12 protein-coding genes are annotated in these 13,123 nt (G+C 69.3%); 8 read left to right on the top strand and 4 right to left on the bottom strand.

Annotation, left to right across the window (positions count from 1 at the left end):
• Nucleotides 1-28: 28 nt before the first annotated feature.
• The 3 genes from BBK82_RS01545 to BBK82_RS01535 all read right to left on the bottom strand — a co-directional run bounded on the left by BBK82_RS01545 (nucleotide 29) and on the right by BBK82_RS01535 (nucleotide 3,185).
• Nucleotides 29-1,531 (bottom strand): aldehyde dehydrogenase (NADP(+)), encoded by a 1,503-nt coding sequence (locus BBK82_RS01545; protein WP_071812510.1) that lies wholly within the window; start codon nucleotides 1,529-1,531, stop codon nucleotides 29-31.
• The gene (locus BBK82_RS01540) at nucleotides 1,528-2,304 is read right to left on the bottom strand and encodes an NAD-dependent epimerase/dehydratase family protein (protein ID WP_237048356.1); all 777 of its coding nucleotides are present in this window, start codon (nucleotides 2,302-2,304) and stop codon (nucleotides 1,528-1,530) included. The genes BBK82_RS01545 and BBK82_RS01540 overlap by 4 nt, the downstream gene beginning before the upstream one ends.
• A gap of 92 nt (nucleotides 2,305-2,396) precedes the next feature.
• A complete protein-coding gene (locus tag BBK82_RS01535; RefSeq protein WP_237047996.1) occupies nucleotides 2,397-3,185 on the bottom strand; it encodes an IclR family transcriptional regulator in 789 nt (262 codons plus the stop codon).
• Nucleotides 3,186-3,308: 123 nt separating this feature from the next.
• On the opposite strand from BBK82_RS01535, the gene BBK82_RS01530 reads away from it, so the two are divergent.
• The 8 genes from BBK82_RS01530 (at nucleotide 3,309) to BBK82_RS01495 (ending at nucleotide 10,982) form a co-directional block, all read left to right on the top strand.
• The gene (locus BBK82_RS01530) at nucleotides 3,309-4,625 is read left to right on the top strand and encodes an ABC transporter substrate-binding protein (protein ID WP_065913367.1); all 1,317 of its coding nucleotides are present in this window, start codon (nucleotides 3,309-3,311) and stop codon (nucleotides 4,623-4,625) included.
• A gap of 77 nt (nucleotides 4,626-4,702) precedes the next feature.
• Entirely contained in the window at nucleotides 4,703-5,608 is a 906-nt protein-coding gene (locus BBK82_RS01525) for a carbohydrate ABC transporter permease (protein WP_218920566.1), read from the top strand.
• The gene (locus BBK82_RS01520; RefSeq protein WP_065920745.1) at nucleotides 5,605-6,483 is read left to right on the top strand and encodes a carbohydrate ABC transporter permease; all 879 of its coding nucleotides are present in this window, start codon (nucleotides 5,605-5,607) and stop codon (nucleotides 6,481-6,483) included. Before BBK82_RS01525 ends, BBK82_RS01520 begins: the two co-directional genes overlap by 4 nt.
• An 8-nt stretch (nucleotides 6,484-6,491) precedes the next feature.
• Entirely contained in the window at nucleotides 6,492-7,394 is a 903-nt protein-coding gene (locus tag BBK82_RS01515) for a 5-dehydro-4-deoxyglucarate dehydratase (protein ID WP_065913365.1), read from the top strand.
• A 14-nt stretch (nucleotides 7,395-7,408) separates the two neighbouring features.
• Nucleotides 7,409-8,668, top strand: coding sequence for a glucarate dehydratase family protein (locus tag BBK82_RS01510; RefSeq protein WP_083267727.1), 1,260 nt, complete (start codon nucleotides 7,409-7,411; stop codon nucleotides 8,666-8,668).
• A complete protein-coding gene (locus tag BBK82_RS01505; RefSeq protein WP_237047995.1) occupies nucleotides 8,665-9,792 on the top strand; it encodes a hypothetical protein in 1,128 nt (375 codons plus the stop codon). The genes BBK82_RS01510 and BBK82_RS01505 overlap by 4 nt, the downstream gene beginning before the upstream one ends.
• Before the next feature lie 158 nt (nucleotides 9,793-9,950).
• A complete protein-coding gene (locus tag BBK82_RS01500; RefSeq protein WP_237047994.1) occupies nucleotides 9,951-10,319 on the top strand; it encodes a hypothetical protein in 369 nt (122 codons plus the stop codon).
• A gap of 132 nt (nucleotides 10,320-10,451) precedes the next feature.
• Nucleotides 10,452-10,982, top strand: coding sequence for a hypothetical protein (locus BBK82_RS01495; RefSeq protein ID WP_154696986.1), 531 nt, complete (start codon nucleotides 10,452-10,454; stop codon nucleotides 10,980-10,982).
• A gap of 245 nt (nucleotides 10,983-11,227) precedes the next feature.
• Here BBK82_RS01495 and BBK82_RS01490 read toward each other — a convergent pair whose 3' ends face one another.
• Nucleotides 11,228-12,892: a fumarate hydratase gene (locus BBK82_RS01490; RefSeq protein WP_418287478.1), complete on the bottom strand. Its 1,665-nt coding sequence runs from the start codon at nucleotides 12,890-12,892 to the stop codon at nucleotides 11,228-11,230.
• Nucleotides 12,893-13,123 lie beyond the last annotated feature (231 nt).

Genomic DNA, 13,123 nt, shown 5'->3' with positions numbered 1-13,123 from the left:
TCGGCAGCCCCGTTGACCGGAAACCAGCTCAGTGCACGCCGAGCACACCGTCCACCCGGCGCGGGATCCCCAGCGGGTTCGCGTCCTGCAGCTCCGCCGGCAGCAACGCGTCCGGCCACGACTGGTACGTCACCGGCGCGATCCAGCGGCGGATCGACGTGGCGCCCACCGACGTGTGCAGCGGGTTCGTCGTCGCGGGCCACGGACCACCGTGGTGCTGGCCCCACGCCACCGCGACACCCGTCGGCCAGGCGTTGAAGATGATCCGGCCGGCCACGCGCCGCAGGACCTCCGCGATTTCCGCCGCCTCCGCGTGGTCCGACTCGGCCGCGTGCACGGTGCCGGTCAACGTGCCGGGCAGCTTCGCCAGCACCGAGTGCAGCTCGGCCGGCGACGAGTACGTCACGACCAGAGCGGCCGGGCCGAAGTGCTCCTCGGTCAGCTTCTCCAGGTTCTCCTCGAACACCGAGACCGGCACGCTGAACAGCCGCGGCGACACCGCCCACGCCTCGTCCGGCTTCGTCCCCGTGGACACGACGGTCACCAGGTCCGACGCCGCCAGCGCGTCCGTCGAAGCCGTGTAGGAGTCGCACATCCGCTCGTTGAGCATCGCGCCACCCGCGGTCGCCGCGACCGCCTCGCCCAGTGCGGGCACGAGGTCCGCCGGCGCGAACACCAGACCGGGGTTGGTGCAGAACTGCCCCACGCCCATCGTCAGCGACTGCGCGAACCCGGCCGCGATGTCGGCCGTCGCCGCACCCGGCAGGATCACCGTCGGGTTCACGCTGCCCAGCTCGCCGTAGAACGGGATGGGGTCCGGCCGTCCCTGCGCCAGGTCGAACAACGCCCGCCCGCCACCGGTCGACCCGGTGAACCCGACCGCGCGCACGACCGGGTGCCGCACCAGCGCGACACCGGACTCGGTGCCGTAGACGATCCCGAACACGCCCTCCGGCGCACCGGCCTCGCGCAACGCGTCCACCACCACGCGCGCGGTCTCGCGCGACGTCGACGGGTGCGCCGAATGTGCCTTCACCACAACGGAACAACCGGACGCCAGCGCCGAAGCCGTGTCACCACCGGCCACCGAGAACGCGAACGGGAAGTTCGACGCCGAGAACACCGCGACCGTCCCGAGTGGACGCAAGATGCGCCGCAGCACCGGCCGCGGCGGGATGATGTCCGGGTTCGCGGAGTCCAAGGTGGCCTCGACGTAGGACCCCTCGCGCAGCACCTCGGCGAACAGCCGCAGCTGGTTCGTCGTGCGCTTGAGCTCGGTCGTCAGCCGCGGCACCCCGAGCGCCGTCTCGCTGTCCGCGGTCGACACCAGCAGGTCCGACTCGCCGTCCAGCGCGTCCGCGACCTTCTCCAGCACCACCGCGCGGTCCGCGGCGGGCACGGCCGACCACGCGGTGAACGCCACCGCGGCGGCGGAGGCGATCCGGTCCACCTCGCTGTCGGGGGTCTTGGCGACCGGATCGCCGAACGGCTCACCGGTGCGCGGGTTGTATCCCTGAACGACGTGGCTCAACGCCCTGCCTCCTTGACTGCCGTGTCGAAGTCGGGGCCGCACCAGGCCCCGCCCACGTACTTGCCCGCATACGACGACGGGTCGAGCTCACCGCCGTGCTCCGCCAGCACCTCGGCGGCGAACACCTCGGAGTCGTCCTGCGGTTCGTAGCCCAGCGCGCGGGCCTCGTCGAGCGAGAACCAGCCGCGGGTGTTGTTCGAGACGCCCCACACGATCCGGAAACCGGGCGAGGCGACGGACAGCGCGGCCTCGAACAGGCGAGCACCGTCGTCCGGCGACATCCACGTCGACAGCATCCGCACGTCGCGCGGCTTCGGGAAGCACGAACCGATCCGCAACGCGATCACGTCCAGACCGTAGCGGTCGGCGTACAGCGACCCCAGCGCCTCCAACGCCACCTTCGACACGCCGTAGTAGGTGTCCGGGCGGGGGAACAGGTAGTCGCCGGCCTCACCGTCGGCGCGCTCGACGTAGCCCACCGCGTGGTTGGAGCTCGCGAGGACCACGCGCCGCACGCCGGAACGCCGCGCGGCTTCCAGGACCGTGTGCGTGCCGTCGATGTTGACCCGCAGGATCTTCTCCCACGACTCCTCCAGGCTGTGCCCGCCGAGGTGGATCACGGCGTCCACGTCCCGCATCGCCGCCTCCATCGCGGCCATGTCGGTCACCGACGCCTGGACGAGCTCGACGTTCTCGCCGTCCTCCGGGGCGGGCAGCTCGGCGATGTCCAGCAGCCGCAGGACACGGCCGTCCGCGGCGAGGCGTGGACGCATGAGCGTGCCCACCACGCCGGCGGCGCCGGTGATCAGGATGCGTGCGGTCACGGGTAGGACCCCTCCGTCTTGTGCATGCGAATCGTGGAACCTCAGCGGCCGAACTGGCGGAGCAGCTCGGTGATCGTCCTGGCCGCGTCCAGCAGCGCGGAGATGACCTGCCGCTCGTGCTCGGGGTCCAGTCGGCCCAGCGGCACCGAGCAGCTCATCGCGTCCAGCACCGGGTTGCGGTAGGGCAGGGCGACGGCGAAACAGCCCAGGCCGGGCGTGTTCTCCTCGCGCTCGTGGGCGTAGCCGACGTTGCGGAACCCGGCGAGCTGCTCGTGCAACGCCGCCCGGTCGGTCACGGTGTTCTGCGTCAACGGCGCCAGCTCGTCGGGGAGGATCAGGTCGACCTCCTCCGGCGTCCGCGTGGACAGCACGGCCTTGCCCAGCGACGTGGAGTGCGCGGGCAGCCGGCGGCCGACGCGCGAGACCACCCGCAGGTGGTGCTCCGACTCCCGGCTCGCCAGGTAGACGACGTCCGCGCCGTCCAACCGGGCGAGGTGCACCGTCTCGTTGATGTCCTGCCGCACCTGCTCCATCACCCGGATGGCGGCCCGCACGACGGGGTCGTGGTCCAGGTACGACGTACCGACGAGCAGCGCGCGAACGCCGATGCCGTACGTGCCCCGGTCCGAGTCGACCTCCACCCAGCCGCGCGCCACGAGCGTCTGCAGCAGCATGTAGAGGCTGGACTTGGGGTAGCTGAGCTCGCGGTGCAGCTCGGTGAGCGTCAGCCTGCGATCCGACGCGGAGAGCACTTCGAGCAGCTCAACCGTGCGGTCAGCGGACTTCACCGCGCCCGGACGTGCTGTGCCCTTGTCGATCGGCGACGCCACCTGGCCTCCTCGAAACAGGAAAGCAACTTGCCCTTGACACGTTGCTGTGCTGATTCTTACAGTCCTGCAGCAGGTTCACAAGTACGACCCCGGTTCACATACGTGAAAGCGAAGGGCCCATCGATGCGCCGTAGAACAGCCACAACGATCGCGACACTGAGCGTGGCCGCGTTGCTAGCTGGTTGTGGCAGCTCTACGCCCGCCGCGTCGAACAAGGACCCGAACAAGCCCCTCGAGGTGTGGACCCGCTCGACCGAGGCGACCGCGAAGGTCTACGAGAAGATCTTCAAGTCGTTCACCGAGAAGACCGGTGTGCAGGTCGACTACAAGCCGATCTTCAACGACTTCGACAAGCAGGTGCAGCAGCGCGCCGCCTCCAAGGACCTCCCCGACGTCGTCGTCACCGACACCGGCTCGCTCGGCAACTTCGTCAAGCAGGGCTGGACGACCGAGGTCAAGCGGGAGGACGTCGCCGGCGGCGCGGACGTCGTCGACCGCGCGTGGAACAACGGCAAGGGCGCTGACGGCAAGTTCTACGCCATCCCCTTCTCCACCCAGGCGATGGTCACGCTGATCCGCAAGGACTGGCGCGAGAAGCTCGGCAAGCCGATCCCCACCACGTGGGAGGAGCTCGACGACCTCGCGAAGGCCTTCACCCGCAACGACCCCGACGGCAACGGGCAGAACGACACCTACGGCATGCTCGTGCCCGGCACCACCGACCGCGGCTACCTCGCGTGGTGGGCCTCCAGCTACATCTGGCAGGGCGGCGGCGACATCCTCGAGGACGAGGGTGACGGCAAGTTCGCCGTCGGCATCGACTCCCCGGAGTCGACCAAGGCGGTCGAACGGCTGCGCAAGCTCTTCTGCGAGGACAAGGTCATGCAGCCCGGCTCGCTGACGCTGGGAACGAACGACGCGCACCCGCTGTTCGAGTCCGGCAAGAGCGGTATCTACCTGACCGGCCCGTACATGATCGGCCGCTTCGACAAGTCGGTCGGCAAGGACAAGTACGAGGTCGTCGCCTCGCCGCGCGGCCCGGCCGGTGCCACCGTGCTCGGTGAGGGCGAGAACATCTACCAGATGGCCGGCTCCGCGAAGACCGCCGACCAGCGCAAGCTCGCCGAGTACCTGATCACGGCCGAGGCGCAGCAAGCCGGCATGAAGGGCGACCCGCAGCCGGTGGTCCGCCTGCCCGTCAACAAGAACGTCGACGTCAACGCGACGTACGACGACCCGCGCTGGGCGACCGTGGCGGGCGTGTACTCCAGCGAGGCGCGGCCCTTCCCCAGCGTTCCGAACTTCGCGCCGTTCCGGCAGAAGACCTCGGAGACCCTGAACTCCATCTTCGCCAAGTGCCCCGCCGACTCCTCGGCCGAGCTGAAGACGCTCGCGGAGGCGCTGAAGAAGGAGCTCGACAACCAGAAGGCGTCGCAGTGACCGCAGTTCGACCGGTCAGCGACACCCGAGACGTGGGCTCGACGGCTAGTGGCGGCGGTGCCGTCGAAACCCACCCCGTGAGGCGGCGCCGCCGGCGTCGCCTCACGGGAGCCACCTCGAAGGGACCGGCCTGGGTCCCGTGGCTCTTCCTGCTCCCCGCCGCGCTGATCTTCCTGGTCTTCAAGTTCATCCCGATGGCGGAAGGCATCCGGCTCTCGCTCTTCGAGGTCCGGCCGTTCCTCGGTGACATCTACGTCGGCTTCGAGAACTACGCGACGATCCTGCAGGACGAGAAGTTCCTGACCGCCAGCTGGCACACCATCGTGCTGGCCGGCGGTCAGACGATCGGCGCCATGGTCATCGGCTTCCTGCTGGCGTTGCTGCTGGAAGGCCACACGAAGTCGCTGTGGTTCGTGCGGTCCGCGGTGTTCCTCCCGGTGGTCGCCGCGACGGCGGTCATCGGTGAGATCTGGCGGCTCTTCTTCTACCCGGCGCCGGAAGGCTTCCTCAACGAGCTCATCTCGTGGGTGGGCCTCGGGCCGTGGGAGTACATCCACGACACCGACACCTCGCTGGTGTCGGTCATGTTCGTCGGCATCTGGAAGCACGCGCCGTACGACATGGTGCTGATCCTCGCCGGTCTGGCCGGCATCGACCGCCAGCAGTACGAGGCCGCCGCGATCGACGGCGCCTCGACCTGGCAGCGGATCCGGAGCGTGACGCTGCCCGCGTTGCGGCCGGTGATCACGATCCTGCTGACCCTGGCGGCAATTCGCGGCCTGCGCGTGTTCACCGAGGTCTACGTGCTGACCGGCGGTGGTCCGGCCGGCTCGACCGACGTCTGGATGACCCGCGTCTACACCACCGCGTTCGAACAGTCGGAAGCCGGTCTCGCCTCCGCTGGTTCGGTGTTGCTGTTCCTTGTCACACTGGTGTTGACGGTGTCCGTGCAGTGGTACCGGCGACGGAGGGAGGCGCGATGAGCATCAACTCCAGCCGCTTCGACAGCGCCATCGGCTGGTCCACCCGTCCGGACGCGTGGACGTCCAAGGGCATCAGGTTCGTTCTCAGCGCCCTCGCTGTAATCCTTTTCTGCGGGCCGCTGCTGGTCATCTTCTCGGGTGCGTTCGAGCACAACCCCGACCCGACCAAGCTGTCGATCATCCCGACGAACCCGTCGCTGCTGAACTTCCAGGTGGCGACGGAGAACAAGATCTGGCACTACCTGATGAACTCCCTGGTCATCGCCGGTGGTGCGCTGCTGCTGCAGCTCTCGGTGAGCGTGTTCGCCGCGTACGCGCTGGCGCGCAAGAAGTTCCGCGGCCAGGCCGTCGCGCTGCTGGTCATCCTCGCCACGATGATGTTGCCGGAGGAGGTCATCGCGATCCCGCTGTCGCTGGTGATCGGAGACCTGCCGCTGGTGCACGTGAGTCTGAAGGGCACCCTGCTGGGCGTCATCCTCCCGTTGGGGGCGTGGGGTTTCTCCATCTTCGTCATGACGGAGTTCATGAAGGAGATCCCCGCGGAGCTGGAGGAAGCGGCCAAAGTGGACGGTGCGGGGGAGCTGCGCCTCTTCGCGCAGATCATCCTCCCGCTGTGCAAGCCGGCGCTCGGCGTCATCGCCGTGTTCGGCTTCAACATGATCTGGGAGCAGTACCTGCTTCCCCTGATCGTCGCCGCTGACCCCTCCGATTACACGCTCACGGTCGCACTCCTCGCGCTCCGCTCCGACGACATGGTCGGGACGGGCATCGTGCTGGCCGGTGCGTTGCTGGCGCTGGTACCGAGCCTGGTCGTGTACCTGTCGCTGCAGAAGTCCTTCCTGCGTGGGATCACCACCGGAGCGATCAAGGGATGAGTCTGGTTATGCAACTCGATGGTGTGCTGTTCTTCCCGGTGACCCCGTTCGACGGCGAGGGGAACATCGCGTACGACGTGCTCGCGGAGCACGTCAAGCACGGTGTCTCCGCCGGGCCGGGCGCGGTGTTCGCGGCCTGCGGCACCGGCGAGTTCCACGCGTTGGGGCTGGAGGAGTTCGAACGGGCGGTGGCCGTCGCGGTCGAGGCGACCGCGGGCAAGGTGCCGGTGTTCGCCGGTGCCGGTGGCTCGGTCGTCGCGACCAAGCAGTTCGTCCAGGCGGCGGAACGCGCCGGCGCCAACGGCATCCTGCTGCTGCCGCCGTACCTGGTGACGAACCCGGCCGCCGGTCTCGTGCGGTACGTGGCCGAGGTCGCCGGGGCCACGGAGCTGCCGATCATCGTGTACCAGCGCAACAACGCGCGGTTCACGCCGGACACCGCCGTCGAGGTCGCGTCGATCCCGAACGTCGTGGGCTTCAAGGACGGCCTGGGCGACCTGGACCAGATGCAGCGGATCGTGCTCTCCGTCCGGGCGAGCGTCGACAAGCCGTTCCAGTTCTTCAACGGCCTGCCGACCGCGGAGATGACGCAGCTCGCCTACCGGGCCATCGGTGTCGAGCTGTACTCGTCCGCGGTGTTCTGCTTCGCGCCGGAGATCTCGATCGGCTTCTACAACGCCGTGCAGGCCGGCGACACCGCGCTGGTGAACCGCTTCCTGTACGAGTTCTACAAGCCGCTGGTCGAGCTGCGCGACCAGGTCCCCGGCTACGCCGTCGCACTGGTGAAGGCCGCCGTGCGCGCGAACGGCCTGGAGGTCGGCGGGGTGCGCCCGCCGCTGGTCGACCCGTCCGACGAGCACCTGGCCGCGCTCGACAAGATCATCGCCGCCGGCAAGGCCCTGCTGGCCTGAAGGGAGCGGTCGCTGTGAAGATCACCGAGATCGTCCTGACGCCGATCGCGTTCCGGGACCCGCCGCTGCTGAACTCGGCCGGCGTGCACGAGCCGTGGGCGCTGCGCACGATCGTCGAGGTGCGCACCGACGAGGGCATCTCCGGGCTGGGGGAGACCTACGGCGACCTCGGGCACCTGGAGCGCTCGCGGTCCGTTGTGGACTCCCTGGTCGGGCTTGATGTTTTTGCTCTCAACGAGATGCACGCGCGGGTCGCCGCTGTTCTCGGCGGCACGGTGGGGCTGGACAAGCACGGGCTGACCGGCAACATCACCGCGGAGAGCACGGTCGACCGGGTGTTCTCGTCGTTCGAGGTCGCCTGCCTGGACATCCAGGGCAAGGCGCTGGGACGCCCGGTCCACGACCTGCTGGGCGGTGCGGTGCGGTCGGCCGTGCCGTACTCCGCCTACCTGTTCTACAAGTGGGACGGGCACCCCGGTGCCGAGCCGGACGAGTGGGGCGAGGCGGTCGACCCCGCCGGGATCGTGGCGCAGGCTGCCAAGATGATCTCGGAGTACGGGTTCGGGTCGATCAAGCTCAAGGGCGGTGTCTTCCCGCCGGAGCAGGAGATCGAGGCGATCCGGGCGCTGCGCGAGGCGTTCCCGGACCACCCGCTGCGGCTGGACCCGAACGCGGCCTGGTCGACCGCGACGTCGCTGAAGGTCGCGGCCGAGCTCGACGGCGTGGTGGAGTACCTGGAGGACCCGACCGCGGGGATCCCCGGAATGGCCGAGGTGGCCGCGCAGGCGCCGATGCCGTTGGCCACCAACATGTGCGTGGTCGCCTTCGAGCACCTCAAGCAGTCGGTGGAGCTGGACGCCGTGCAGGTCGTCCTGTCCGACCACCACTACTGGGGCGGGCTGCAGCGGTCGCGGCAGCTGGGCATGATCTGCCAGACGTTCGGCATCGGGCTGTCGATGCACTCGAACTCGCACCTGGGGATCTCGCTGGCGGCGATGACGCACCTGGCCGCGGCGACGCCGAACCTGAACTACGCCTGCGACACCCACTACCCGTGGAACGCGGCGGACGAGGTCGTCGAGCCGGGCGTGCTGTCCTTCGTGGACGGTGCGGTGCCGGTGCCGACCGGTCCCGGCCTCGGGGTGTCGCTGGACCGCGACGCGCTGGCGCGACTGGCCGAGAACTACGCGCGGTGCGGCATCACGGCTCGTGACGACACGGGCTACATGCAGAAGTTCGACCCGAGCTACGAGAGGAAGCGTCCCCGGTGGTGAAGTCGGTTGTCCACGCCTACCCGTGGGACCTGATCGGTGACCCCGACGCCGTTGCGCGGTACCAGGACCTCGGGGTCGACGCGATCGCCCTGGCCGCCTCGTACCACACGGTGCGGGCGGCAACCCCGTTGCACCCCGCGCACCGTCTGGTCGATGCCCGGCACGCGGCGTTCTACCTCCCGGTGCGCGCGGAGAGGTACGGGCGGCTGGTGCCGGCGGAACCGTCCTGGACGGACGGTCCGGACTCGTTCGGTGCCGCCGCCGGTCCGGTGCGCGCCGCCGGGCTGCCGGTGTACGCCTGGACCGTGCTGACGCACAACTCGCGCCTGGGTGACCTGCACCCGGACGTGACGGTGGTGAACGCGTTCGGGGACCGGTACCCGTACGCGTTGTGCACCGCGCAGCCCGACGTCGTGGAGTACGCGTCGGTGCTGGTGTCGGAGGTGCTGGAGCTGGGTGCGCCGGACGGGATCATCCTCGAGGCCTGCGGGCCGCTGGGGTTCTTCCACGGCGGGCACCACGAGAAGACCGACGGCACGGACTGGAACGCGGTGCAGCAGAAGCTGCTGTCGATCTGCTTCTGCTCAGCGTGCACCGCCCGGTACGCCGACCCGGATGCCCTGCGTGAAGCGGTCCGGGCCGGGGTCGATCGCGGTGCACCCGGCGTCGAGGAAGCGCTGGGTGCGCTCGCGGATGACGTGCGCGCCGTGCGCACGGGTGTGGTGCGGTCGTTGCGGCAGCGGGTGGTCGGTGAGATCCGTGCCGCGGCGCCTTCGGTCCGGATCGGCATGCACGTGACGGCGGACCCCTGGGGCACGGGGCCGTTCGCGACGGTCGCCGGTGGGCTGGACGCGGACGTCGACGTGCTGACGACGATGTGCTGGCCGGGGCCTGAGGTCGCGGTGCCGGGCATCGAGGCGCTGCGGGCGGTCGCGCCGGACACGCGGATCGCCGCGTACGTGCTGGGGCTGCCGCCGAAGCCGGCCGACGGGGCGGCGTTGGCGAAGGAGTGGCTCGCGTACCTGGACGCGGGCGTGGAGGAGTTCCACCTCTACCACGGTGGCCTCGCGTCGGCGGCCCGGCTGGAGGCGCTGCGCGAGGCGGTCGCGGCCGTGTCCCGGTAACTGTGAAGCGAACTCGGTGCAACCCGTTGTGAGCGGGGTTCCGTCCTTGGTGCATGAGGCACATTGGAACCGTAGTTAGCACTGGCGTCCTGCTGCTGGTGATGACCGCCTGTGGCAGTGCGCAGAACGCCGGCACTGGAGCAGGTGGCGGTCCAACCTTGCCGACCGCCACCTCGTCCTCCGCGGAGGTGCCGCCGGGCACCGCCCCCGGAGAAGTCCCGCCGGACGGCAAACCGGTGACGAAGCTGGACACCAACGCCCTGGCGTCGGACTACCCGCGCACCGCGTGGACGCAGGGCGACGGCAAGACCGTCACCGTGGTGGCCCAGGAGGCCGGGTGCGGCAAGGCGAGCGCGTCCGTGCTGGAGCAGTCGGCGTCGGTGGTGAAGATCGAGCTGCTGGAGACGCTGCCGCTCACCAAGGAGATGTGCACGATGGACATCCGCTTCCCCCCGCTGAAGGTGCAGCTGGACGAGCCCCTGGGTGAGCGCACGGTCGTGTTGACGTCGCGGCAGGAACAGAAGTAGACCTCCCTCCCCCCGGTGCCCGGTCGACAACTGCCCCGTCGGCCGGGCACCTCCCGCTCTCCGGCCCGTTCCGCTCGGGTCCGTTCCGCTTCCAGGTCCGTTCGCTCAGGTTCGTTTGCAAGGATGGTGCGCATGAGAAACGTCGTCGCTGCCGTTGCTCTCGTTGCCGTGCTCGCCGGGTGCTCGTCCGGTGGCACGTCGAGCGCGCCGGGATCCGGCTCCTCGTCCGTCGCGCCGACCGGGACGTCCGGGACCTCCGCGCCCGGCACGTCCGCGCCGGGGTCCGGCTCGCCCTCCGCACCCGTGACGCCACCGGTCTCGATCTCCGAGGAGAAGCCGGTCATCCCGCCGAACGTGACGCCGGTGCCGAAGGAGAAGGTTGATTCGACATCGTTGTCAGACACCTTCCGGACCGAGGCGTACGTCTTCAACGACGGCCGTGACATCGAGGTCTTCGGTCTCGGCGGCGGCTGCAAGGAGGCGCGGGCCGAGGTGACCGCGCAGTCCGCCGAGGTCGTCCAGGTCACGCTGGTCACGATCACCAAGCAACCGCCGGGCACGATCTGCACGCAGGAGGTCCGGCAGGTCCCGCTGACCGTCCGCCTCGACGCGCCGCTGGGTGACCGGAGGCTGGTGCTGGAGTCCCGCGAGGAAACCGGCTGACCGGTGCAACACTGATATATGGATCTTGGGCTGCGGGAACGCACCCTGCACGTGCTCGCCGCCGTGCTCGACGCCGAGCAAGCCGACTGCCGCGATCACCCCGCCCTGACCTGCTGCTTAGCAATGAGTCTTTGGACGACGACCGCAAAAGAGTCGTTGCAAAGACCTGGAAGCACGACGGCCGGGCCAACCGATATATCAGTTGGCCCAGCCGTCGTAGCTGACTGAGCGGGCTCCCGTGCGAGCTAGCGGCGGAAGCTGATCTGCAGCGTCGGCGCGGAGGTCTCGGCGAAGAAGTCGTTGCCCTTGTCGTCGACCACGACGAACGCGGGGAAGTCCTCCACCTCGATCTTCCAGACCGCCTCCATGCCGAGCTCCGGGTACTCGAGCACCTCGACCTTGCGGATGCAGTCCTGGGCCAGGCGTGCCGCCGGGCCGCCGATCGAGCCGAGGTAGAAGCCGCCGTACGAGGCGCACGCGGACGTCACCTGCTTGGAGCGGTTGCCCTTGGCGAGCATCACCAGTGAGCCGCCCGCGGCCTGGAACTGCTCGACGTAGCTGTCCATGCGGCCGGCGGTGGTCGGGCCGAACGAGCCGGAGGCGTAGCCCTCCGGGGTCTTGGCCGGGCCCGCGTAGTAGACCGGGTGGTCCTTCAGGTACTGCGGCATCTCCTCGCCGGCGTCGAGGCGTTCCTTGATCTTGGCGTGCGCGATGTCGCGGGCCACGACCAGCGGGCCGGTCAGGGACACGCGGGTCTTCACCGGGAGCTTGGTGAGGACCTCGCGGATCTCGGCCATCGGGCGGGTGAGGTCGATGCGGACGACCTCGTCGGAGAGGTCCTCGCCCTGCACCTCGGGCAGGTACTGGGCCGGGTCGCGTTCCAGCTGTTCGAGGAACACGCCCTCGGGGGTGATGCGGGCCTTGGCCTGGCGGTCGGCCGAGCAGGACACCGCGATGCCGACCGGGCAGGACGCGCCGTGGCGGGGGAGGCGGATGACGCGCACGTCGTGGCAGAAGTACTTGCCGCCGAACTGGGCGCCGATGCCGAAGTCGCGGGTGAGCTCCAGGACCTGCTGTTCGAGGTCGGTGTCGCGGAAGGCGTTGCCCAGCGGCGAGCCCTCGGTCGGCAGGTTGTCCAGGTAGCGGGCGGAGGCGAGCTTCGCGACCTTGAGGTTCTGCTCGGCGGACAGACCGCCGACCACGACCGCGAGGTGGTAGGGCGGGCAGGCCGCGGTGCCGAGCGAGCGGAGCTTCTCGTCGAGGAACGACGCGAGGCGCTTCGGGTTCAGCAGCGCCTTCGTCTCCTGGTAGAGGAACGTCTTGTTCGCGCTGCCGCCGCCCTTGGCCATGAACAGGAACTCATATACCGGTTCCTGGCCGGGCTTGTGGAAGACCTCGATCTGCGCGGGCAGGTTGGTGCCGGTGTTCTTCTCGTCCCAGAACGTCACCGGCGCCATCTGCGAGTACCGCAGGTTGAGCTCCTGGTAGGCCTCGAAGACCCCGCGGGCCAGCGCCTGCTCGTCGGCGCCGCCGGTCAGGACGGTCTCCGAGCGCTTGCCCATGATGATCGCCGTGCCGGTGTCCTGGCACATCGGCAGCACGCCGCCGGAGGAGATGGCCGCGTTGCGCAGCAGGTCCATCGCGACGAAGCGGTCGTTGCCGGACGCCTCGGGGTCGTCGATGATCTTGCGCAGCTGGGCGAGGTGCGACGGTCGCAGCAGGTGCTGGATGTCGCGGATGGCTTCCTTCGCGAGCAGCGTCAGAGTCTCCGGCGCGATCTCGAGGAACTTGCGGTCACCGGCCTCGATCAGCTTCACCCCGTCGGAGGTGACGAGGCGGTACTCGGTCTCGGTGTCCTTCGCGAGCGGGAGGACGTCGGTGTACTCGAAAGTGGTGGGCACGGCGTACACAACTCCAACGGTGTGCAGTTCGGATCAGAAAACCGTACCGCCATCAAAGGGACGTATTGCGTCCCGTCCACCGTGTTCTTCGCAACGGCTTCCCGAGCAACGGACTCCGGGCGACGACCCCGGGAACGCGGAAGGCCGGGGCAGCCCCCGGCTGCCCCGACCTTCCTCCGTGTGCGACTTCCGACTCTCGACGGGCGTCGCTTGGCTCTGGTAACGCCCGACCGTGCCGTG

Origin of the sequence: Lentzea guizhouensis, from assembly GCF_001701025.1 — a bacterium.
Lineage (GTDB): Bacteria > Actinomycetota > Actinomycetes > Mycobacteriales > Pseudonocardiaceae > Lentzea > Lentzea guizhouensis.
Note: the sequence above shows the minus strand (reverse complement) of the source record. Positions and strands in the feature narration are given on the sequence as shown.